21 protein-coding genes and 1 pseudogene are annotated in these 21,047 nt (G+C 67.8%); 6 read left to right on the top strand and 16 right to left on the bottom strand.

Features of this window, described 5'->3' with window-relative positions:
• Nucleotides 1-20: 20 nt before the first annotated feature.
• From AX708_RS19600 to AX708_RS19580, 5 genes are all read right to left on the bottom strand, one after another.
• On the bottom strand, nucleotides 21-455 hold the full coding sequence (locus AX708_RS19600; RefSeq protein WP_197425968.1) for a biopolymer transporter ExbD: 435 nt from the start codon (nucleotides 453-455) through the stop codon (nucleotides 21-23).
• A 203-nt stretch (nucleotides 456-658) separates the two neighbouring features.
• On the bottom strand, nucleotides 659-1,090 hold the full coding sequence (locus AX708_RS19595) for a biopolymer transporter ExbD (RefSeq protein WP_066527430.1): 432 nt from the start codon (nucleotides 1,088-1,090) through the stop codon (nucleotides 659-661).
• A gap of 30 nt (nucleotides 1,091-1,120) precedes the next feature.
• Nucleotides 1,121-1,651 (bottom strand): biopolymer transporter ExbD, encoded by a 531-nt coding sequence (locus AX708_RS19590; RefSeq protein ID WP_197425967.1) that lies wholly within the window; start codon nucleotides 1,649-1,651, stop codon nucleotides 1,121-1,123.
• A gap of 129 nt (nucleotides 1,652-1,780) precedes the next feature.
• Nucleotides 1,781-2,560: a MotA/TolQ/ExbB proton channel family protein gene (locus AX708_RS19585; protein ID WP_066527427.1), complete on the bottom strand. Its 780-nt coding sequence runs from the start codon at nucleotides 2,558-2,560 to the stop codon at nucleotides 1,781-1,783.
• Between the two features lie 75 nt (nucleotides 2,561-2,635).
• Nucleotides 2,636-3,280, bottom strand: coding sequence for an energy transducer TonB (locus AX708_RS19580; RefSeq protein ID WP_082745484.1), 645 nt, complete (start codon nucleotides 3,278-3,280; stop codon nucleotides 2,636-2,638).
• A gap of 487 nt (nucleotides 3,281-3,767) precedes the next feature.
• On the opposite strand from AX708_RS19580, the gene AX708_RS19575 reads away from it, so the two are divergent.
• Both AX708_RS19575 and AX708_RS19570 read left to right on the top strand, forming a co-directional pair.
• Complete coding sequence (locus tag AX708_RS19575; protein ID WP_082745483.1) at nucleotides 3,768-4,598, top strand: hypothetical protein; 831 nt, start codon at nucleotides 3,768-3,770, stop codon at nucleotides 4,596-4,598.
• Nucleotides 4,599-4,681: 83 nt separating this feature from the next.
• Entirely contained in the window at nucleotides 4,682-5,995 is a 1,314-nt protein-coding gene (locus AX708_RS19570; protein ID WP_066527416.1) for a homoserine dehydrogenase, read from the top strand.
• A gap of 3 nt (nucleotides 5,996-5,998) precedes the next feature.
• On the opposite strand, the gene AX708_RS19565 is transcribed toward AX708_RS19570, so the two are convergent.
• The gene (locus AX708_RS19565) at nucleotides 5,999-6,706 is read right to left on the bottom strand and encodes a hypothetical protein (RefSeq protein ID WP_066527415.1); all 708 of its coding nucleotides are present in this window, start codon (nucleotides 6,704-6,706) and stop codon (nucleotides 5,999-6,001) included.
• A gap of 12 nt (nucleotides 6,707-6,718) precedes the next feature.
• Entirely contained in the window at nucleotides 6,719-7,393 is a 675-nt protein-coding gene (locus tag AX708_RS19560; RefSeq protein WP_066527412.1) for a hypothetical protein, read from the bottom strand.
• 65 nt (nucleotides 7,394-7,458) lie between these two features.
• Between AX708_RS19560 and glpX the strand changes: the two genes are divergently transcribed.
• Entirely contained in the window at nucleotides 7,459-8,475 is a 1,017-nt protein-coding gene (gene glpX, locus AX708_RS19555) for a class II fructose-bisphosphatase (RefSeq protein WP_066527411.1), read from the top strand.
• A 326-nt stretch (nucleotides 8,476-8,801) separates the two neighbouring features.
• On the opposite strand, the gene AX708_RS19550 is transcribed toward glpX, so the two are convergent.
• The 3 genes from AX708_RS19550 to AX708_RS19540 all read right to left on the bottom strand — a co-directional run bounded on the left by AX708_RS19550 (nucleotide 8,802) and on the right by AX708_RS19540 (nucleotide 12,205).
• A complete protein-coding gene (locus tag AX708_RS19550; RefSeq protein WP_197425966.1) occupies nucleotides 8,802-10,199 on the bottom strand; it encodes an FAD-binding protein in 1,398 nt (465 codons plus the stop codon).
• Nucleotides 10,200-10,364: 165 nt separating this feature from the next.
• Complete coding sequence (locus AX708_RS19545; RefSeq protein ID WP_066527406.1) at nucleotides 10,365-11,552, bottom strand: zinc-dependent alcohol dehydrogenase; 1,188 nt, start codon at nucleotides 11,550-11,552, stop codon at nucleotides 10,365-10,367.
• On the bottom strand, nucleotides 11,552-12,205 hold the full coding sequence (locus AX708_RS19540) for an SRPBCC family protein (protein WP_066527405.1): 654 nt from the start codon (nucleotides 12,203-12,205) through the stop codon (nucleotides 11,552-11,554). The genes AX708_RS19545 and AX708_RS19540 overlap by 1 nt, the downstream gene beginning before the upstream one ends.
• Before the next feature lie 211 nt (nucleotides 12,206-12,416).
• Here AX708_RS19540 and AX708_RS19535 point away from each other — a divergent pair, with 211 nt between their 5' ends.
• A complete protein-coding gene (locus tag AX708_RS19535) occupies nucleotides 12,417-13,646 on the top strand; it encodes an EAL domain-containing protein (protein WP_066527402.1) in 1,230 nt (409 codons plus the stop codon).
• 4 nt (nucleotides 13,647-13,650) lie between these two features.
• On the opposite strand, the gene AX708_RS19530 is transcribed toward AX708_RS19535, so the two are convergent.
• The 5 genes from AX708_RS19530 to groES all read right to left on the bottom strand — a co-directional run bounded on the left by AX708_RS19530 (nucleotide 13,651) and on the right by groES (nucleotide 17,616).
• A complete protein-coding gene (locus AX708_RS19530) occupies nucleotides 13,651-14,736 on the bottom strand; it encodes a hypothetical protein (protein WP_066527400.1) in 1,086 nt (361 codons plus the stop codon).
• Between the two features lie 49 nt (nucleotides 14,737-14,785).
• A complete protein-coding gene (locus AX708_RS19525) occupies nucleotides 14,786-15,157 on the bottom strand; it encodes a helix-turn-helix domain-containing protein (RefSeq protein ID WP_066527398.1) in 372 nt (123 codons plus the stop codon).
• A gap of 13 nt (nucleotides 15,158-15,170) precedes the next feature.
• Nucleotides 15,171-15,338, bottom strand: a complete 168-nt coding sequence (locus AX708_RS20665; protein ID WP_156443315.1) for a hypothetical protein — start codon at nucleotides 15,336-15,338, stop codon at nucleotides 15,171-15,173.
• Between the two features lie 305 nt (nucleotides 15,339-15,643).
• Nucleotides 15,644-17,275: a chaperonin GroEL gene (gene groL / locus AX708_RS19520; protein WP_066527396.1), complete on the bottom strand. Its 1,632-nt coding sequence runs from the start codon at nucleotides 17,273-17,275 to the stop codon at nucleotides 15,644-15,646.
• A 53-nt stretch (nucleotides 17,276-17,328) separates the two neighbouring features.
• Nucleotides 17,329-17,616: a co-chaperone GroES gene (gene groES, locus AX708_RS19515; RefSeq protein ID WP_066527392.1), complete on the bottom strand. Its 288-nt coding sequence runs from the start codon at nucleotides 17,614-17,616 to the stop codon at nucleotides 17,329-17,331.
• 185 nt (nucleotides 17,617-17,801) lie between these two features.
• On the opposite strand from groES, the gene AX708_RS19510 reads away from it, so the two are divergent.
• A complete protein-coding gene (locus AX708_RS19510) occupies nucleotides 17,802-18,656 on the top strand; it encodes a mechanosensitive ion channel family protein (RefSeq protein ID WP_066527390.1) in 855 nt (284 codons plus the stop codon).
• Here AX708_RS19510 and AX708_RS19505 read toward each other — a convergent pair.
• Complete coding sequence (locus tag AX708_RS19505) at nucleotides 18,653-20,065, bottom strand: MATE family efflux transporter (RefSeq protein ID WP_066527387.1); 1,413 nt, start codon at nucleotides 20,063-20,065, stop codon at nucleotides 18,653-18,655. The genes AX708_RS19510 and AX708_RS19505 overlap by 4 nt on opposite strands.
• A gap of 294 nt (nucleotides 20,066-20,359) precedes the next feature.
• Here AX708_RS19505 and AX708_RS19500 point away from each other — a divergent pair.
• Nucleotides 20,360-21,047 (top strand): annotated as a pseudogene (locus AX708_RS19500) (hypothetical protein); the annotation flags it as partial.

Below are 21,047 nucleotides of genomic sequence, written 5' to 3'. Positions count from 1 at the left end.
GCGCAGCGAGGGGTGGGGCATCAGGGGAAGTCCTGATACTTCTCGTTGCCGGCGAAGACGAAGTTGCCCGCTCCCTCCTCGCGGATCAGGGCGAGGGTGCGGGCGGAGGTGTCGTAGCTCGCCTGCGCCTCGGGTTCGAACCGCAGCACCGGCTGGACCGGCAGGTCGCCCGCCGCCGCGAGTTCAGCGCGCAGTTCGCTCGTGGTGACGACATGGCCGTTCCACTTGAGACGGTCGGCGGCGTCGATGGTGAGGACGTTCGTCTCAAGCACCGGATGCTTCGGGACGCCGTCGCGGGGCAGATCGACCGGGGTGATATTGGCCGCCATCGGGATCGCGAGGATCAGCATGATCAGCAGCACCAGCAGCACGTCGATGAAGGGGGTGACGTTCATTGTCGACAGGGGCTGGAGTCGGGGGGCGGCGAGATGGGGGCGCTTCAGGGCATGCGGCATGGCTCTCTCCTCTTTCGCAGAGCGGCCCGTGCGGGATGGCGGCCGCGCTGACGGAGCCAAGAATATCGCAAAAAGAAGAGGTTGCCTAATGCGTACCGGTATCGGGAGTGCAACGGGTTACCGATACGAAAAAGGGCGCTGCGAATCCTCGCAGCGCCCCTTTCTGTCCTCTCCTGAAGGCGCTCTGACGCCTACAGAACCGGTTACTGCTTCGCGAAGTCGCGATACTTGTCGTTGCCGACGAAGCCGAACTTGGTGACGCCCGACGACTTGATCGTCTGCAGCACCTTGGCCGACAGGTCGTAGCTGGCCTGCGCCTCGGGCTCGAACTGCAGTTCGGGCTCGGGGTTCATCGCCATCGACTGCTGCAGGGCCTGCACCAGCTGGCCCTGGTCGATCGGCGTCCCGTTCCACAGGATCTGATCGTCCGGCGTGAGCACCAGCTTGTTCTTGGTCGGCTCGACCAGCGGCGGCGGGTTGTTGTTCGGCTGCGGCAGGTCGATGTCGACCGAGTGCGAGGCCACCGGAATGGTGATGATGAACATGATCAGCAGAACGAGCAGAACGTCGATCAGCGGGGTCATGTTCATTTCCATCATCGGCTCGCCGTCAAGCTTGCCTCCAGACATGCCCATGGTTTGTTCTCCTTAGCTTGGCTTGAGCGGTCAGGCGTTGGGGTCGACCGGGTTCGAGATGAACCCGACCACCGGATAGCCTGCCAGCTGGACGCGGAAGATGGTCCCCGCGACGCAGCGCCACGGGGCGTTGACGTCACCGCGGATGTGGACCTGCGGGATCTTTTCCGGATCGGCGAGCAACGCCTCGACCCCGCCCGCGCGCTGGACGATCGCGTCGAGCCGCTTGAAGGCCTGGTCCTGAAGTTCAGCCGAGTCCACCAGCGTGATGTTGTTGAAGTAAATCCGGCACTGCCCGTTGCGCGATGCGCCCTCATAGCCCGCGTCGCCCGCCTGACGGCCTGCATCATCGGTCGCGCTGACGGTGATCTGCAGGTTTTCGACCTTGTCCTTGGACTCGACCGATTCGAACACCGGGATCTTGAGCTTCTCGATCGTCTGGATCGCCACCGGAACCGCGATGAGGAAGATGATCAGGAGCACCAGCATCACGTCCACCAGCGGCGTGGTGTTGATGTCGGACAGTGGGGCGTCGCCCCCGCCTCCCGTTGAAATCGCCATTGTGAATTCCTAGCCTGTCAATACTTTGGCTTCAACTGCTTGCCCTGATGCGAAGGCTTGGCACCGGCGCGGAGGGCACCGGCAGGAGCAAACGCGAGGGCCGCTCCCGCCGGTTGGCAGATCTGACGATCAGGACTTGTTGAGCGTCGGGTTGGCGGGTGCGGCAGGCTTGGCAGCCGGCTTCGCCGTCGGAGCCGCCTGAACCGCCGGCTTCACCGCGCCGTTCGAGTTCATGTAGGCGAGCAGGTCGGTCGAGAAGGTGCTCAGCATCGCCGCGATCTTGCGGTTGCGGCCCTGCAGCCAGTTGAACGCGAACACCGCGGGCACCGCGACGAGCAGACCGATCGCGGTCATGATCAGCGCTTCACCGACCGGGCCAGCGACCTTGTCGATCGAGGCGTTACCGGCAATCCCGATGTTGATCAGCGCGTTGTAGATCCCGATCACGGTGCCGAGCAGGCCGACGAAGGGCGCGGTCGCGCCGACGGTAGCGAGGAACGCCAGACCGCCGTTGAGAACCGCGTTGATCGAATCTTCCGAACGCTGGAGCGAACCATGCATGTAGTCATGCGATTCGAGCGCGTCGACCATCTTGCCATGGTCTTCCTGGGCCTTGACCGCGTCGTCGGCGAGCTGGCGCCACGGACCGTCTTTCTCGAGCTTGGCGGCGCCCTCCTTGAGGCTGGCGGCGCGCCAGAACGTGGTCTGCACGGTCTTGTACTGCTTCATCACCTTGTTCTGTTCGAACAGCTTGGTGAACATGATGTAGAACGAGCCGACCGACATGATGACCATGATGGCAAGGATCGACCAGGTGACGGGGCCGCCCTCGACGATCGCTTCGTAGAAGCCGAACTTGCTTTCGGGAGCGGCTTCGCCGGCGGCGGCGGTGAGAAGGTAAAGGTTCATTGCGAAAGTCCTCTTGAAAAGAATGGGTCGTGTGGGAGCGGCGCCGTTGAAAGTCCCGGGCGCCGGCCCGGTTGATCAGTTCAGCTTGTAGGTGATGCGGGTCGACCAGCTGGCGCTGATCGGGGTGCCCTCATCGTTGAGCGCGGGCTCGAAGCGTGCGTAACGCTCCACGGCCTTGGTGGCGGCGCCATCGAGGATGTCGGAACCGCTCGACGAGGTTACCGAGCAGCCCGTGGCCTTGCCATCGGGGGTCACGGTGCAGCGCACGCCCACGGTGCCTTCGATCTCTTCCTGGGCCGCACGACGCGGATAGTCTTCCTGAATACGGGCCGACCACTGGCGCTGGTTCTTTGGCTGCACGCCGCGTGCCTTGGACGGGCCCTTGGGCGCCGGCGGCGGTCCCGGAGGGGCGCTCGGCAGCGCGGACGGACGCACTTCAGTGCGTGCCGGCGGCGGAATGTCCTGACGCGTCTCCACCGGAGGCGGGTTCGGCGAGAGGTTCAGCTGCTGCGGCGGGGTCACCGGCGGCGGCGGCGAGGTCGTCTCGGGCTGCTGCTCCGGCGGCGGCGGCTCGTCAGGTGGCGGTGGCGGCGGCGGCGGCTCCGAGACATCGACGGTCGTGACCCGTTCGACGGCCTCCTTGATCGCATCGACGGCAAGGAAGACAACCATTCCCGTGCCGACGAGGCCGACGATCGCCAATGCGATGATCAGCGACACAAGCTTAGGGCCGGTCAACCCTTGTTGTTGGCTAGCGTAGGACATCCAGCGCTTTCTCTCCAAATACTCGCCGATCCGCAGATCGGCACACTCCCCACCCCCCGGCCGTTGCGGTCGGCGAGCGGATCCCGGTCATTTCGGTCCTCCCACGCCGGATCAAAAATTACGGGCCCGTGCATCGCACGTGGCCCAATCTTTCTCCGGCTGGCACGTGCGGAACAACAAACGTTTCCCGAACGCAACCTCATACTGTCCGCGCGGCAATGTCCCCAGTCCCGCACGACCAATGCTCAGGGCTTTAACGGGCAACCCCTAGCCGATCAAACGCTTTTGCGGTTCATGGCGGATTCACTGCGAGTCATGTGCAACAGACCCTGCTAATACGCAAAGGAGCCTAGGCGTCCGGGGGCGCGCAACAGGGGTAAAGGTAAAGGGAAGATTAATGTCTTTTTTCAAGACTCTGGCGATCTCTGGGGCGGCACTTTGCGTGTTGGCCGCAGGGCCCGCGGCGACGCTGGCGCAGGTCCCTCAGGGTGGCAATACGCCCCAGCCCGCCGCACCTGCTTCGGGCCCCACCTACGCCGATCTGGCGACCCTTTCGGACGCTGCGGAACTGGTGGTCCGCGTGCAGATTCGCAAGACGACGGCCCTTCGACCCGAACGTGCTCCCAATGTCGCACCGGGATTCGCCCGGCTCTATGTCGAAGCCCAGACGCTCGCGCTGATTGCCGGACGCAGCGGGGTGGGGGGCGCGGTCACCTATCTGGTCGACGTGCCGCTCGATCCCAAGGGCAAGGTGCCCAAGCTCAAGAAGCGCGAATTCTTGCTGTTTGCAAAGAGCGTGCCCGGCCGCGCGGGCGAACTGCAGCTGATCGCGCCCGCCGCGCAGCTCGATTACACCCCCGCGCTCGAGGCCCGGGTGCGGCCGATTCTCACCGAGCTCTACGCCAAGGATCCGGCCCCGCGGATCACCGGGGTCAGCGATGCGCTCGCGGTGCCGGGCACCTTGACGGGCGAATCGGAAACCCAGATTTTCCTGACAACCGAAAACCGCTCGCCCGTCTCGATCACTGTGCTGCGGCGGCCGGGGCAGCGCCCGCAATGGGGCGTGTCGTGGGGGGAGATCATCGATTCGGCGGCCCGCCCGCCAAGCCCTGAGACCCTGCGCTGGTATCGCCTCGCCTGCGCGCTCCCCGCACAGCTCCCGAGCAGTGCCAACCTGTCGCGCGAGGCCGCCGAGCGGCGGCTGGCGGCGGGCGACTATGCCTTCGTGCGCCAGTCACTCGGCCCCTGCGAGCGGCGAATCACCCAGGGCTGATCCGGAGCCCATGGGGCGTATCCCCGCTTGACCGCGCCCGAAGCACGGTTAAGCGCGGCCTCGCGTTTCCGACGGAGGGCCACTTGAACACTACTCAACCGCTGCGCATCGCCATTGCCGGGCTTGGCACCGTGGGCGCGGGGGTGATCCGCCTGCTCGACACCAATGCCGCGCTGATCGCCGCGCGCGCCGGGCGTCCGGTCGAGGTCGTCGCCGTGGCTGCGCGCGACCGCGGCAAGGACCGCGGTGTCGATATCGCGCGCTTCGCCTGGGAAGACGACATGACCGCGCTCGCCCGGCGCGAGGATGTCGACGTGGTGGTCGAGCTGGTCGGCGGCTCGGACGGCCCGGCGCTCGCCCTCAGCCGTGCGGCGCTCTCCGCGGGCAAGGGGCTCGTCACCGCCAACAAGGCGATGATCGCGCACCATGGGCACGAGCTGGCGCAGCTCGCCGAGGCGCATAATGCCGCGCTCAAGTTCGAGGCGGCGGTCGCGGGCGGCATCCCGGTCATCAAGGGGCTGCGCGAGGGCACCTCGGCCAATGCGCTGACGAAGGTCTACGGCATCCTCAACGGCACCTGCAATTACATCCTCTCCGAGATGGAAGCGACCGGCGCCGACTTCGCCGACGTGCTGGCCGAGGCGCAGCGACTGGGCTTCGCCGAGGCCGATCCCGCCTTCGACATCGAGGGGGTGGACGCCGCGCACAAGCTCGCGATCCTCGCCAGCATCGGCTTCGGCACGCGAGTGGACTTTGCGGGCGTCAGGGTCTCCGGCATCACCCGTGTCCGCGCCGCCGACATCGCGCAGGCCGATGCGCTAGGCTTCGTCATTCGCCTGATCGGCGAGGCCGATGTCGAGGAGACCCCCGCAGGCCCCCGTCTGCTCCAGCGCGTGCGGCCCTGCCTCGTCGCCAAGGGCCACCCGCTGAGCGCGGTCGACGGCCCCACCAATGCCGTGGTGGCCGAGGGCAACTTCTCCGGCCGCCTGCTGTTTCAGGGCGCAGGCGCGGGTGACGGCCCCACCGCCAGCGCGGTCGCCGCCGACCTCATCGACATCGCGCGCGACGAGGTGGGCGCGCCCTTCTCGATCCCCAGCGCGCAGCTCGCCGCCATGCCGCCCGCCGAGCCGGGTGACCGCACCGAGCGCACCTACCTGCGCTTCATGGTCAAGGACCGTCCCGGCGTGCTCGCCGAGATCACCGCGGCAATGCGCGACGGCGACGTCTCGATCGAGAGCCTGATCCAGCAGGGCCGCGCCAGCGGCGGGGGCGAGGTGATGGTGGCGATGGTCACCCACGAGGGTCCCGAGCGCTGCGTCGCCAAGGCGCTGGCGCTGCTCGAAGGCTCGGACAGCCTCGCGGGCGAGCCGCTGGTGCTGCCGATCCTGCCGCGCTGACGCCTAGCCATCGGGCGCGGGAACGGGCTCCTTCTTCTTCGCCTCTGGCAACCCGAGCTCCGCCTCCACCCGTCGGCGGGCGTCTTCATCGAGCGGAGCGTCGTCCCCCTCCACCGGGGCGAGGCCCTGCGCCACGCGCTCGGCGTCCGAGCCTTCGGGCGGGGGCGGGATCGCTTCGACGTCGACGATCAGCGCGGCGTCCTTGGGGCAGGGCGGGATGAAGCACATCCCGCTGATGGTGGCAGGCCCGCGGAAGATGCCGGGCCCCGCGACATCGGGCGGGGGCAGGGTGCCCGCGTTCATGGTCCGCGCGGCATAGTCCTTCATCCACGCCTCGCGGCTGCCGCTGTAGAGCTGCGAGGTGTCGGCGGGCAGCTCGCGGCACACCACGATCTCGCCTGATACCACTCCGCGCTCGGTCTGGTCGGCGCACTCCTTGAGCTCCACCGCATCGGCCGCTTCGGACACCTGCGGGGGCGCGAGGATGTCGATCTGTTGCGGCGGCTCGGCGCTGGTCGGCGCGTCGGGGCCTAGGTCGATCGGGATGCGGGGACGCTCCGGCGCGGGCGGCTTGGCCGGCTTGCCGGACGGGGCAAGCGGCGGCAGTTGCAGGGTCTGCTGCGGCGGCACCTGCGGCCCGATCCGCACCTGCGGGTCGGTCGCGACCTGCGCGGCGGCGAGCGCGGCGGCGAGGACGACGGCGAGCGACACGGCCCCGCGCTCCTACCCGCCCTTCCCCTTCTTGGGCCGCGGCGGAACGGTGGTCCGGATCCCCTCCGCCTCGCGCCGCGCGCGTTCCTGTTCCTCGGTCAGCTCCTCGTTCTGCCCGAGCGGGGGGAGGCCCTGCGCGATCCGGTCGGCATCCGAGCCCGCGGGCGCCTTGGGCAGCGCGGCGAAGTCGACCGTGATCGCCACCGGCGGGGGCTTGCCGAAGCCGATGCCCTTGCCGTTGTCCGGGATGCCGAACAGGTCGGGCGTGGCAGGCTTGCCCTTGTTCATCGTCTCCTGCGCATAGCGCTTCTGCGTCGCCGCGCGATCGCCGGTGAGCGCGGCGTCACCCCGGTCGCGCACCCGGCACACCACGATCTCGCCGTTGATCGCGGCGGCTTCTTCGTCCTCGCGGCATTCGCGCAGGTCCGCCGCACTCGCCTCGTCGCGCGGCACGGTCACGAGCAGGTTGATGCGCGGCGGCACGCCAGCGGGCTGCGCCGCGGGCGCTGCCGCCGCCGGCGCCGGATCGGCAGGCGCCTCCTCGGCCGGGGGCGGTGTCGCGGTGCTGTCATCCTGCGCGGCCAAGGGCGCATAGGCCACCGGGGCACACAGCGCGGCCAGGACGGTCAGGCTGAGGCGAAAACGGGGCAGGGCCGATGTTCCATTGCTCGACAAACCCGTCTCCATCCGCTTAAGCGCCAAGGGTATTCATAGCTGGGTCGCATCCAGAGCGAAGAAGGGCTGAATTTCACATGAACTCCGCGTCCGATACGCAGCTTGCCGCCGACCCGCAACCCGCCTCGGAAGGCGCGATCCAGCGGGTGCTGGTGCTCGAGATGGTGCGGGTCACCGAGAAGGCGGCGATCGCCGCGGCCCAGCTGGTCGGCCGCGGCGACGAGAAGGCGGCGGACGCGGCGGCGGTCGAGGCGATGCGCAAGGCCTTCGACAACCTCTACATCGACGGCACCGTGGTGATCGGCGAGGGCGAGCGGGACGAAGCCCCGATGCTGTTCATCGGCGAGAAGGTCGGCATGGGCAAGGGCCCCAAGATCGACATCGCATTGGACCCGCTCGAGGGCACCACCATCACCGCCAAGGCCGGGCCCAACGCGCTCGCAGTGCTGGCGGCGGCGGAAGAGGGCTGCCTGCTCAACGCGCCCGACACTTACATGGACAAGCTCGCGGTCGGCCCCGGCTATCCCGAAGGCATCATCGATCTCGCCAAGTCGGCGACCGAGAACGTCTGCGCCGTGGCCAATGCCAAGGGCGTCAAGCCGTCGGACATCAACGTCTGCGTGCTCGACCGTCCGCGTCATGCCGAGCTGATCGCAGAGCTGCGCGCGCTGGGCTGCGGGGTGGTGCTGATCGGTGACGGGGACGTGGCGGGCGTGATCGCGGTGACCGATCCCGACACCACGGTCGACATGTACATGGGCCAGGGCGGCGCGCCCGAAGGCGTGCTGGCGGCGGCCGCGCTGCGCTGCGTGGGCGGCCAGTTCAACGGCCGCCTCGTGTTCCGCAACGACGACGAGCGGGCCCGCGCGGCCAAGTGGGGGATTGAGGACCTCAATCGCATCTACAAGCTCGAGGATCTCGCCAAGGGCGACTGCATCTTCGCCGCGACCGGCGTGACCGACGGCTCGCTGCTGGCGGGCGTCAAGCGCCGCCGCAAGGTGACCGGCGAGACCATCCTCACCACCGAGAGCGTGGTGATGCGCGCTTCCAGCGGGACGGTGCGGTGGATTCGGGGCGAGCACCGCATCGGTTGAGGCGTTGAAGCGGACTGCCGTAGCCGCAGGCGCGACGGTCCTCCGCACCCCCACAAGGACTCCCGGTGGATCCGGAGCGAACACCGGATCGGGTGATTCGCCGGCCCTGTCCGCACGCGCCACCGGGTGCGTGTTGGAGACACATGAGACACTGTCCAGGGCCGAAAAAGTCCCCGCCCCGCACGCGCTCTTGACGGGCGTTTCGGCACGGGGAAGAGGCGGCTGCGGCGGGTCATTTCCGGCCAAGCTGACAGGTCCCGGCCGAGTAGGAAAGCCGCCCTTCCCGCCCCCGGCGGCGCGGGCGTTCGCCAACTTCCCGTGACGGGTCAGGCGGTCGCCTTGGCGATGACGCTCTGCGCCGCAGGCTCGCCGAGGTCGAACAGCTTGCGCACCGCCTCGTTGGGGGTGAGGGTGCCGGGCGGGTAGTGCTTCAAATGCAGCGCCCGCAGCGCGGCGATGTGCTCCTCGCCCAGCGAGGCGGCGAAATCCTCGACAATCGCGCTCTTGCCCCAGTGCGGGCGCACGCCAGGGAAATAGCTCGTCACCGCGCGTTGCAGCCTCTCGAGCCAGGCATAGTCGCGCACGTCGGCGAAGAGGTCGATCGCCGCCACGGGCCCGTCGAAATTGCCCGCGAAGGGCAGGTCGCTGGTGTCGGGCAGCTCGCGCACCCCGATCAGGCTCTTGAGGACGAAGCCCAGCGGGCGCAGCTTGTCGGCCTCGAGCATCAGGAAGCGGACCACCTCGTCGCTGCGATCGAGCGGCACGAAGAAGGCGAGGTTGTAGGCGGTGAAGGTGGTCGCGAAGAAGCCGGTCAGCAGGTCGGGCGCGCGCTGGCTCTTGAGCAGGGGCTCGGGATCGTAGAGGTAATCGAGATCGTCGCGGGCGGTGATGACGCGGCGGTGGGTGCGCGGGTTGATGCGGTCGGCGGCGCGCTGGAGCCAGTATCGCGCCGCCGGGAACATCCGGTCGAAGGCCCACAGGCGGCGCAGGGCAAAGTCGATCAGGCCCGCAAGCGAGAACAGCGCCGTGCGGGAGGCGCGCGGCCCCTTGCCCTCGGTCGCGGTCCGCAGGGTGTGGAGCATGATCAGCGGGTCGGCGGGGTCGCTGTAAGGGACGATCGCCGTCGACACCGCCATCGCGCCCTTCGAGAGCACCGCCTTCTTCGACAGGCGCGTGACCCAGGCGTCGGACTGGTAGGACTGGGTCGGCGCGGTGCGCAGCGTGACGCTGAGGATCGGGCCGATGGTGCCGAAGGACAGCGTGGCATAGGGGAAGTCGGGATCGTCCCTTGTCAGCGTGACCTTCTGTCCGCGCCCATCGAGGAAGGTGAGTGCGGTGACGGCCTGCGCGATCACGGGTTCGGGGCCGTAGCCATGCGTCCCCCCGCTGAGTGCGCCGATCACGGTCTGCTCCATGTAATTGCCGCTGTTGAGCATCCGCCGCCCGTGCGTCACCAGCTCCTGCTTGAGGGTCAGCACCTTGACCGAGGGTCCGCAGGTCGCGGTCTCGGTCACGGGGTCGTAGGACAGGTGATCGAAGCGGGATTGCCCCATGTGCAAGGCGGTGATGCCGGGGATGACCTGGATGCCGTTGTAGCTGTGCGACTGGCCGATGCAGCTGTATGGCCGCCCCGCGAGAGCGGCGATCAGCGCGGGCTCGTCGGCCGGGCGGCTGACATAGGCATTGCCGAAGAACACCTTCATCCACGAGGTTACGGGCGACAACCCGTCTTCCCCGGCCGCGGCCCTGCTTGTGAACCAACCCATCGGAACGCCCCCGTTCGTCTTTGCGCCATCATTCCCCGCACAGCCACGCAAGGCAATGAAAAACCCCGGCAGGCGGGGGCCTGCCGGGGTTCTTGCCCGCCTGTGTTCCAGTGGCGCGCGCGGTCAGGTGGTCGCCGCCATTCCCGGCTTCAGCACCACCTTGGTCCAGCTGTCCTGCTGCTCCTTGAAGTGCTTGTAGCCCTCGGCCGCCTTCTCGAGCGGGAGGCGGTGGCTGATGAGGAAGGTGGTGTCCAGCTTGCCCTCCTCGATCCTCGCCAAGAGGTCCTTCATGTAACGCTGCACATGGGTCTGGCCGGTGCGCAGCTGGAGGCCCTTCTCCATCAGTGCGCCAAGCGGAAACTTGTCGGTCATCCCGCCATAGACGCCGGGCACCGAGACCCGCCCGCCGGGGCGCACCGCGAGGATTGCCTGCTTCAGCGCGCTCGCCCGGTCGGCGCCGATGCCGATGGTCTGCTTGGCGATGTCGAGCATGTTGTCGATGGCAAAGCCGTGCGCCTCCATGCCGACCGCGTCGATCACCGCATCCACGCCGATCCCGCCCGACATTTCCATCAGCGCCTCGCGCACGTCGGAGGTGCGGAAGTTGATCGTTTCGGCGCCGAGCTGGCGCGCAAGTTCGAGCCGGTGGGGGTAGTGGTCGATCGCGATCACCCTGGCCGCCCCCATCGCCAGCGCCGATTGCACCGCGAACAGCCCCACGGGGCCGCAGCCCCACACCGCGACGGTGTCGTCGGGCTGGATGTCGGCATTTTCGGCCGCCATCCAGCCGGTGGGGAGGATGTCGGACAGGAACAGCACCTTCTCGTCATCGAGATGGTCGGGCACCACGATCGGGCCGACGTCCGAGAAGGGCACGCGCACATATTCCGCCTGCCCGCCGGAATAGCCGCCGGTCATGTGCGAATAGCCGAAGATCCCCGCCATCGGGTGGCCGTAAAGCTTTTCCGACATGTCCTGCTTCTCGACCGGATTGGAATTCTCGCAGGCGCTGAATTGGGTGATGCGACAATGAAAGCACCCGCCGCAGGAGATGGTGAAGGGGACGACAACGCGCTGGCCCTTCTGGAGGGTGCTGTCGCTGCCGGTCTCGACCACCTCGCCCATGAATTCATGGCCGAGGATGTCGCCGGGCTGCATCGAGGGGATCACCCCGTCATAAAGATGCAGGTCGCTGCCGCAGATCGCGGTTGCGGTGACGCGGATGATCGCATCGCGCGGGTTGACGATCTCGGGGTCATCGACGGTCTCGACGCTGACCTTCTGCGTGCCTTGCCATGTCAGAGCGCGCATCAGCGGGCCTCCTTGAGCTGGTGTTGCTGTTCGTTCCGGGTGCGGGCGGAAGTGGCAACCTCGCCGGTCTCCATCAGCATCTTGAAGCGCTTCAGATCGTGCCGCGCCTGCATCTCGGGGCTCTGCCGCGCAAGAGTGGCGATCGCCTCGCCGAGGGCACCGGCTTTGGGCTTGTAGGCGACGATCAGGCTCACGCGGGTGCCCCGGTCCCCCGGTGCGTCCTCGAAGGTGACGCGGCCCTCGGTGTCGATGGCGCTGTCCTCGGTCGAGCGCCACGCGATCAGCTCGCCATCGACCTCGCGTGCGATGCGGGTGTCGACGGGGTAGACGCGGCCGCCGGGCGCGCGGATGTGCCAGGTGGCGTGGCCGGGTTCGCCGCCCGCGGGCTCGACCTTCTCGAGGTTCGCCATGAAGTCCGGCAGGTTCCGGAAGTCGCGCCAGAAGGCGAACAGTTCCGCGCGCGGGCGGGCGATGGTGACGCTGCGGCCGACCACGCGATATTCACCGAAAGAGCGCCGCGCGGTGTAGCCGGGCGCATTGTCGGGATCGACCTCGCGCCGCCGGCGCCGCGCTGCGGCGACGAGCGGAAGGGCCGCGAGCCCCACGCCCGCAAGCGCAAGATAGGGCCACCGGGCGGGCTGTAATTGTCGCATGTTCGTCCTTTCGCTGGAGGAGCCGCCAGCATGGCACGGAGCGGGCCGACACCCGGTAACCTGCATTAGCGGCGCCCTGCGCGCTGCCCGCCCTCAGGCGCGGCTGGTCGCTCGCCCGATATGCTTAAGCCTTTGCTGCGCCATCTCCCCCGGTATTTGCGCAGGAACCGCTTACCGCCGCTTTGGGAGCGAGCGCTGCACGGGCCGTGGCATGACCAACATTGCCAGCCTCCTGTTTCCGCCCATACCTCCTGCTACCGACGCGGCGTCTGCGGCAGGGGCGCGCGAGGAGATCAGCCACCTGATCGAGGCGCTGCGCGCGCATCTCGACATGGACGTCGCCTTCGTCTCGCGCCAGATCGGCACCACCCACCGCATCTTCACCCATGTCGCCGCCCACGGGGTCGCGCCGCTCGCCTCGGGCGATTTGAACCCCAACGACAACTCGCTGTGCTGGCTCGTGATCGAGGGCAAACTGCCCGAGCGCGTCACCGACACCAGCCTTTACGAGGCCGCCGCCTGCCTGCCGATCACCGATGCCGCCAATGTCCGCTCGCACTTCAGCGTCCCGATGCGCCGCCGCAACGGAGAGGTGCACGGCAGCCTGTGCTGCTTCAGCTACCGCCCGCGCCCCGATATCGAGGAGCGCGACATGCAGATGATCCGTTCGGTCGCGCAGATCGTCAGCGACCAGATCGAGAGCCGCATCGAGCACGAAGAGCGCGGCGAGGGCGCGGCGAAAGAGATCGCCCGGCTGATCGTCGACGATGCCCTGACCGTGATCCACCAGCCGATCTACGACCTCACTGACTGGCATCTCATCGGCCACGAATGCCTGATGCGCCACAAGCAGAGCCCCGACCGCTCGCCCAGGGAGCTGCTGGACCAGGCGCGCGCTGCGGGCCGCACGCTCGAGCTGGAGCTGCACATTGCGAGGAAGGCCCTCGCCACGCTCGATCCGGCGCATCCCGAACGCTTCATCGCCATCAACGTCTCGCCCGAGACCCTTGCGAGCCCGGCGCTGCGCACCGTGATCCCCGAAGGCCTTGCCTCGCGGCTGGTGATCGAGTTGAACCAGCAGGAGGCCGCGCGCGAGCACGGCTCGATCAAGGCGGCGATCGAAGTGCTCAAGGAGCGCGCCTGGGTGGCGGTGAGTTCGGAAGGCGTGGGTTTTGCCGGGCTTCAGGCGCTGGTCGATCTGGGCCCCGACATCGTCAAGATCGACCGCGACTTCCTCGCCGGGATCGCCGCCGACAGCTCGCGCCGTGCGCTGGTCAAGGCGCTGGTGCAATTCGCCACCGAGACCGGGGTGACGCTGATCGCGCAAGGCGTGGAGACGCGCGAGGACCTGCAGGCGCTGCGCGAACTGGGCGTGCGGTTCGCGCAGGGCGACGTGCTGGGCAAGCCCGCGGCACCCGGGCGCGGCGTGCGGGTGTGCTGAGGCGCTAGCTTGCCGCTGCCGCCGGGGCAGCAGACTCGGGTAGCGCGAGCGGCCGCGCCTCGAGCAGATCGCCGAATGTGAGCGGCTGTTCGACCAGTGTCGGGTGCGGCGAATAACCGTCGTGCCAGTACTTGGTCGCGATTATGTCGCGCGCGATGCTCATACCCCAGAACTGCCGCGGGTGCTGCGTGCGATTGTCCGGCCCGGCGTGGAGCAGGTCGCTGCGGTAGAGGATCACCGTGCCCTTGCGCGGGGCTGCCTGCACCGGCTGGAATAGCGCGTCGAGCTCCGTCCCCCGCCGCCACAACTGCCACAGCGTCCTCGGGCCGAGGTGGCGCAGGCTGAACTGCGAATTCTTGGCGAGCAGGAAGCGCAGCAGGTTGGGCTGGTGCTGGTCCCACTTGGTCGAAAACACCCGGTCGCGGAGCTCGCCCGGCGCAAGGCCCGCCTTGGCCGACCCGCGCATGGCCCACAGCTTGGCGAGGTTGTGCCGGAAGATCCGCGCATTGGCACGCCGCCGGAACAGCTCCATGAGGGCGTAGGCCGCGCCGCCATGGGCATATTCGGCCCCGCCAAACTGGTGCGTCCCCGGCACGAACACCGTGCCCCCCTGTTCGGGCGCGACATCCTCGACCGCGGCGAACATGCTGATGACGCCCGCCGGATCGCGCTGGATATACTGGTGCGAGGAACCGAAATAGCTGGTGAAGGTCGCAACCTCGAGCACCGGGCGCGAGCGCCCGCAATACTCGCCGATCACGCCCTCGAGCCGCTGGGCCAGCATCGCCGCAAAGCCCTTGACCGCGGGGCTCGAGGGCAGCGAGCAGAAATCGCGGCGCACGTAGTGGTTGTCGGTCTCGCTGGCAAAGGCGCTGCGGGCGCGGTCGGGATCGGCGATGACCGCGCGCATCAGCGCGAGCCCCGCATCCGCCTCGGCATTGCTGAGGAGCCCGGTGAGGAGGACGAGGCCGTGGGCGTCCATCATGGCGAGCGCCTTGGCGACGCAAGCCGCGGTCAGCCGCCCCGCCCCGTCGAGCGCGGCGGGGACCTCATAGGCCGAGGTGTCGTGGGAGATGCGCAGACCGTCCATCCTGCTACGATGGCACGTTAAGTTCACTATCGGGTAAATGGGGGAGCGCTCACCCGGTCCGCAAGGCTCGCATGATCTCGGTCAGTTGATTCCTGAACATCCCCGCGAGCCTGGCCTCGGCATCCTCGCTGATCGCCAGCAGCCCGTCTCGCTGGTGGACGTATCCGCGCTGGGTCAGCGCGTCGGCCCAGCGCTGGGTCGTTGCCGTGCTCAGATCGATGGCCTCGGCCACATCCGACAGGCGGCACGCTGTCCCCTTGCGGTTGGCGATGAAGGCGCACAGCAGGATGTCCCAGCCCGGTTCCCCCAGCAGGTCCCGATCGATCAACTGCGCGCGCGCCCGGCGCTGTGCAAAGATCTTCTCCGCCTGTTCGAGGAGGGGATCGCGGCTCGCTACGGGGAACTGCTCGGTCAAGGCCATAGGAACATTCCAGTCATTGCACGCCAGTCGGGGGCCTCCTCATCTCGCCCTCTTCCGCCCGAAGCGTATCGAGCGCGTGCGAGATGTAGATTGCGACCAGCGACAGCTTCATGCCATCTGCTTTTTCCAGAAGTGCCTCGAGAGCAATCCCCAGCTCCCGCTTTTCAGCTTCGAAATCCATTGGACCCCAAGAACTTTCCCAAACCTGGCGAGCCGTCTCTCGACCCGCGGTTGATTCACCTAACCTTGGTTAACAGACTTGGGCCGATAGGGGATAAGCTAATGTGGCGCGTTCCCGCTTTGGGGCATCTCGGTTGCAGCACGTAAAAAAACCCCGGCGGAGTGGCTCCGCCGGGGTTTTCTTGTTTTGGTGCCTGCGCTGTCTCCGGCAAAGCCGGAGTCGTCAGACGGGGCGCGGGCGCCCCGCTGGCCGGCCTTGGGCGAGTGCGGAGCCAGCTTGCGCTGGCTCGCGCCCGCCCTAGCGGCTTAGAACCCCATACCACCCATATCCGGCATCGCAGGCGCGGCCGGCTTGTCTTCCGGACGCTCGACGATCGCCGCTTCGGTGGTGATCAGCAGGCCGGCGACCGAAGCCGCATCCTGCAGCGCGGTGCGCACGACCTTGGTCGGGTCGATCACGCCGGCCTTCACCAGGTTTTCGTAGGTGTCGGTGGCGGCGTTGAAGCCCTGCGTTTCGTCATTCTCGCGCAGCAGGTTGCCCGCGACGACCGCGCCGTCATGGCCGGCGTTGGTCGCGATCTGCTTGATCGGGGCGGTGATCGCCTTGCGGATGATGTCGATGCCGCGGGTCTGGTCTTCGTTCGCGCCCTTCAGCCCTTCGAGAGCCTTGGTGGCGTAGAGCAGCGCAGTGCCGCCGCCCGGAACGATGCCTTCCTCAACCGCAGCGCGGGTCGCGTGGAGAGCGTCGTCGACGCGGTCCTTGCGCTCCTTCACTTCGACTTCGGTCGCACCGCCGACCTTGATCACGGCCACGCCGCCAGCGAGCTTGGCCAGACGCTCCTGGAGCTTCTCGCGGTCGTAGTCGCTGGTGGTGTTGTCGATCTGGGTGCGGATCTCGGCGACGCGCGCCTTGATCTCGTCAGCCGAACCCGCGCCGTCGACGATGGTGGTGTTGTCCTTGTCGATCGAGACCTTCTTGGCCTGGCCGAGCATGCCGATGGTGACGTTCTCGAGCTTGATGCCGAGGTCTTCCGAGATCATCTCGCCCTTGGTGAGGATCGCGATATCCTGGAGCATCGCCTTGCGGCGATCGCCGAAGCCCGGAGCCTTGACGGCCGCGACCTTGAGGCCGCCGCGCAGCTTGTTGACCACGAGGGTTGCGAGCGCTTCGCCTTCGATGTCCTCGGCGATGATCAGCAGCGGACGGCCCGACTGCACCACGGCTTCGAGGATCGGCAGCATCGACTGGAGGTTCGACAGCTTCTTCTCGTGGATCAGGATGTAAGGGTTATCCAGTTCCACGGTCATCTTGTCGGGGTTGGTGATGAAGTAGGGGCTGAGGTAGCCGCGGTCGAACTGCATGCCTTCGACGACATCGAGCTCGAATTCGAGGCCCTTGGCTTCCTCGACGGTGATCACGCCTTCCTTGCCGACCTTTTCCATGGCTTCGGCGATCTTCTCGCCGACTTCACGGTCGCCGTTCGCGGAGATGATGCCGACCTGGGCGATTTCCGAGCTGTCCGACACGTCCTTCGAACGCTGCTTGAGGTTCTCGACCACGGTGGTGACCGCGAGGTCGATGCCGCGCTTGAGGTCCATCGGGTTCATGCCGGCCGCGACCGACTTCATGCCTTCGGTCACGATCGCCTGGGCGAGCACGGTGGCGGTGGTGGTGCCGTCGCCGGCAGCATCGTTCGCCTTCGAGGCCACTTCGCGCAGCATCTGCGCGCCCATGTTCTCGTACTTGTCCTTGAGCTCGATTTCCTTGGCGACGCTCACCCCGTCCTTGGTGATGCGCGGCGCACCGAAGCTCTTGTCGATGACGACGTTGCGGCCCTTGGGGCCGAGGGTCACCTTGACGGCGTTGGCGAGGATATCGACGCCGCGCAGAATGCCTTCACGGGCTTCGCGGCCGAACTTCACGTCCTTGGCAGCCATTTCGTTTCTCCTGAGATTTGGTTGTGTTTAGAAAAGGATAAGAGGCGCGGCGCTTAGCCGACGATCCCCATGATGTCGCTTTCCTTCATGATCAGCAGGTCTTCGCCGTTGATCTTGACTTCGGTGCCCGACCACTTGCCGAACAGCACGCGGTCACCCGCCTTCACGTCGAGCGCGATGCGGTTGCCGCTGTCGTCGCGGTTGCCTTCGCCAACGGCGATGACTTCGCCTTCGCTCGGCTTTTCCTGGGCGCTGTCGGGGATGATGATGCCGCCGGCGGTCTTGGTGTCGGCTTCAATGCGACGGACCACCACGCGGTCGTGCAGCGGACGAAATGCCATGTGTATGACCTTTCCTGAAAAGATAGGGGTTGCTTGGCACTCTCCCTGTGAGAGTGCCAACGACGCGGCATTTGGTCGCGGGGGCGGCATGAATCAAGCCCTGCTCACGCAAAAAATTTCGGCCCCCTTGCCGTTTTCGGGGCCGGGGTGGTCAGCGCGGGCGTGCTCGGTTATCGCATCGGCCGATGACTGCACCGAAATTGCCCCCCCGCCTCGCCGGCCTCAACGACGAGATCAATGTCGCGCAAGAGGCGTGGCTGTGGCTCAAGGTCAACCTCGCCTTCCTTACCGGCGCGATCGCTGTGACGCTGGCGGGGGTGATCCTCGCCCGGCTGCTCTCGCGCTGGGCCGACCGGGCGCTGACGAGCAACTCCCGGATCGAGCCGACGGTCGCCAAGTTCCTCAGCAACATCATCAAGTATGCCCTCTGGGTGGTGGTGGCGGTGACGGTGCTGACCCAGTTCGGGGTGCAGACCACCAGCATCATCGCAGCCCTCGGCGGCCTGGCGCTCGCGGTCGGCCTTGCGCTGCAAGGCACCCTCTCGAACGTTGCGGCGGGCGTCATGATCCTGATCCAGCGGCCCTTCCGGGTGGGCGAGTTCATCACCGCCGGGACGGTGTCGGGCACGGTGCAGGGGATCGGCCTGTTCACCACCGAGCTGCTCCAGCTCGACGGGCAATATGTCATGGTCCCCAACAACGAGCTCTGGAACAAGGCCGTGGTCAATGGCTCGCGCATGCCCACCCGCCGCATCGAACTGGTGGTGCCGATTGCCTACGAGGATGATCTTGCCGCAGCCAAGGCGGCGATGCTGGAGCTGGCGCACGCCGATCCGCGCGTACTCGCCGAGCCTGCGCCGGTCGCTTTCGTCGCCTCGCTGGGCGACAATGCGGTGCGGGTGGGGATGCGGCTGTGGTGCAACGCGGGGGACTTCCTCGCGCTGTCATGGGCCTTGAACGAGGGCGTGAAGCTCAAGTTCGACGAACTCGGGATGCACATCGCGACCGGCGTCGCTGCAGCGGCAGCGCCCGCGCGTTAGGCGGGAAGGGCGACGGGGCCGAGGGCGTAGTCCGTCAGCCCCAGCCCGTCCCGCCGTGCCCAGCGCCACAGCAAGAGCGCGGCGGCGAAGAACAGGCCGGTCGCCAGGCCGATCCACACCCCCGTCCCTTCGAGCGGGGTGAAGAAGCCGAGCCAGATCGCCATGCCGAAGCCGGGCACCCAGTAGCTGAAGATCGCGATCCACATCGGCACGCGGGTATCCTGCAAGCCCCTGAGGGCGCCCGCGCCGACTGCCTGCACGCCGTCCGCCAGCTGGAAGATCGCCGCGAGCGTCAGGTATTGCACCGCAAAGCCGACCAGCGCGGCATTGGCAGCAGCGTCCGGATCGACATACACCCGAAGGAGCAGCGTCGGCACCAGCATCATCGCGAGCGCGGTGGTGCACATGAACCCCGTCCCGATCACGATCGCCACCCAGCCGGCGCGCCCCGCCGCCAAACGGTCGCCCGCACCGTGGTGGAAGCCGACGCGGATCGTCGCCGCCTGCGCGGTCCCGAAAGGGATCTGGAAGGCGAGCGCGGCAAGGTTCAGGGCGAGGGTGTGCGCGGCCAGCTCGGTCTCGCCGAAGCGGCCCATCAGCAGCGCTGCGCCGCTGAACAGCCCGGCCTCGGCCAGCACGGTGAGGGCAATCGGCGTGCCGATCACCATGATCTCCTTCAGGCGCGTCCACTCCGGCCGCCACCAGCGCCCGAAGATGCGGTAGCGCCGCAGCACCCGGTCGCGCCTGATCACCACCACATAGGCGGCCAGCATCGCGAGCGCGGTGATGACGCTCGACAGCGCCGAGCCGGCGAGGCCCAGTGCCGGCAGGCCGAGATGCCCGAACACCAGCGCCCAGTTGCCGAGCACGTTGGTCCCCAGCGCCAGCAGCGTGATCGCGGTCGCATAGCCCGGCTTGCCCAGCGCGGCGACGAAGATGCGGAACACGCCGGCAAGGATCATCGGGATCATCGCGAAGGCGATCACGAACAGGAAATCCCCCGCGATGGCGGCGATGGCAGGCTCCTGCCCGGAGAGCCGCAGCAGCGGCTCGCCCGCGAAGGCGATCCCCATGCCGACGAGGCCGAAGGCGACCGAGACCCACATCCCCATCCGCACCGTGCGGCGGATGTCGCGCACCGAGTGCAGCTTGCGCCCGCGCTCGGCCGCGATCAGCGGGGCGCAGGCGCCGACCAGGCCGGTCATCGCCCACAAGGTGAGGCCGAAGATCGCGATGCCGAGGCTCGATGCGGCGAGCGGCGTGTCGCCGAGGCGGGCGATGAAGATCACGTCGACCGCGTGGATCAGCATTTGCAGCAGATTGGTCGCGGCAAGCGGCACCGCCAGCGCCAGCGTAGCGCGGATTTCCTGCCCCCAGCCGGGCGTCTCGAGAGTGGTTGCCTGTGTCATGTCGGTCCATGTGCCCGCGCTCAGGCGAGCTGGCCCGGATAGGCGCGGCGGCGATTCGGGGGAAGACCAAACCGGCACACAACCCCGGTTGCGGCAGGGCACACGCGCGCTTTGGCGGAACAGGGTGGGAACATCGTCCTGAAACGGCGCAATTCCGCCGATTCTGCTTTTCCGAATCGGTTCGGCGTAAGATAAGCGCACCGCTTGGGGGCAAATGTGACACATCGCCGAAATTCTTCTGACTGCGCCGCAGACGGCAGCACCGCGAAGGGGGCAAAGCGCGCCTCGCGGCGGATGCTGACGCGCGTGCTGCCGGGCGGCGTGATGGTTGCCGCTGCGCTCACCGTGCCCGAATTTTCGGTCGGAGCGGGCGACATGGGACGCGGTCCGACACCGCTCGACCCGCCCGAGCCTGCGGCCAGGCCCGATCCGGCGACGGCGAAACGGGTCGCCACCAGCACCGCGCCGACTCATCCCAAGCTGACCGGCGTGCGCTATGCGCCGATCATCGATCTCGGCACCGAAAAGGCCCGGGCGACCAGCGGCGCGCGGGTGGAGGCGCCGCCTCCGGGCCTCGGCGCAAAGGCGAACCCGCGGCACGAAGCGGGGCCTGCGCGCGATGATTTCGACGCGGCCTTTGCCGATCTGGCCGCCCCCGCGCCGTCCGCGCCGCTGACCGCCCCAGCCGGGAACGCCCCGGTCATTGCCGCCGCGCCCGCTTCTGTGCCCTCGGCTGCGCCCGCTGAACTCGGAGCCGCGCCCGAAGCGCCCATGCCGCCCGCTGCCGCCGAGCGTGACGCGGCCGGCTTTGCGAGCCTTCTGCCCGAGGAACAGGCCGCCCTGCGTGCGCCTGCCGGAACCGGCGCGGCGCTCGCCACCCCGTCCAATATTCAGCCAGCGCCGGTCGCTGCAGCGGCACCCGCGTCCGCACCGGCAGCGGCCGCGCCCGCATCGCTCACCGCGGCCCCGACCGCGCCTGCGC

Source organism: Erythrobacter sp. CCH5-A1 (genome assembly GCF_001557115.1).
Taxonomy (GTDB): Bacteria; Pseudomonadota; Alphaproteobacteria; order Sphingomonadales; family Sphingomonadaceae; genus Erythrobacter.
Note: the sequence above shows the minus strand (reverse complement) of the source record. Positions and strands in the feature narration are given on the sequence as shown.

Bases quoted from the DNA above. Each gene is read 5' to 3' on its own strand.
- AX708_RS19585 (WP_066527427.1), bottom strand. From the start codon at position 2,560: ATGAACCTTTACCTTCTCACCGCCGCCGCCGGCGAAGCCGCTCCCGAA.
- AX708_RS19510 (WP_066527390.1), top strand. From the start codon at position 17,802: ATGACTGCACCGAAATTGCCCCCCCGCCTCGCCGGCCTCAACGACGAG.
- AX708_RS20665 (WP_156443315.1), bottom strand. From the start codon at position 15,338: ATGGATTTCGAAGCTGAAAAGCGGGAGCTGGGGATTGCTCTCGAGGCA.
- groL (WP_066527396.1), bottom strand. From the start codon at position 17,275: ATGGCTGCCAAGGACGTGAAGTTCGGCCGCGAAGCCCGTGAAGGCATT.
- AX708_RS19525 (WP_066527398.1), bottom strand. From the start codon at position 15,157: ATGGCCTTGACCGAGCAGTTCCCCGTAGCGAGCCGCGATCCCCTCCTC.
- AX708_RS19545 (WP_066527406.1), bottom strand. From the start codon at position 11,552: ATGCGCGCTCTGACATGGCAAGGCACGCAGAAGGTCAGCGTCGAGACC.
- AX708_RS19600 (WP_197425968.1), bottom strand. From the start codon at position 455: ATGCCGCATGCCCTGAAGCGCCCCCATCTCGCCGCCCCCCGACTCCAG.
- AX708_RS19535 (WP_066527402.1), top strand. From the start codon at position 12,417: ATGACCAACATTGCCAGCCTCCTGTTTCCGCCCATACCTCCTGCTACC.
- AX708_RS19540 (WP_066527405.1), bottom strand. From the start codon at position 12,205: ATGCGACAATTACAGCCCGCCCGGTGGCCCTATCTTGCGCTTGCGGGC.
- AX708_RS19505 (WP_066527387.1), bottom strand. From the start codon at position 20,065: ATGACACAGGCAACCACTCTCGAGACGCCCGGCTGGGGGCAGGAAATC.
- groES (WP_066527392.1), bottom strand. From the start codon at position 17,616: ATGGCATTTCGTCCGCTGCACGACCGCGTGGTGGTCCGTCGCATTGAA.
- AX708_RS19590 (WP_197425967.1), bottom strand. From the start codon at position 1,651: ATGGCGATTTCAACGGGAGGCGGGGGCGACGCCCCACTGTCCGACATC.
- glpX (WP_066527411.1), top strand. From the start codon at position 7,459: ATGAACTCCGCGTCCGATACGCAGCTTGCCGCCGACCCGCAACCCGCC.
- AX708_RS19530 (WP_066527400.1), bottom strand. From the start codon at position 14,736: ATGGACGGTCTGCGCATCTCCCACGACACCTCGGCCTATGAGGTCCCC.
- AX708_RS19560 (WP_066527412.1), bottom strand. From the start codon at position 7,393: ATGGAGACGGGTTTGTCGAGCAATGGAACATCGGCCCTGCCCCGTTTT.
- AX708_RS19595 (WP_066527430.1), bottom strand. From the start codon at position 1,090: ATGGGCATGTCTGGAGGCAAGCTTGACGGCGAGCCGATGATGGAAATG.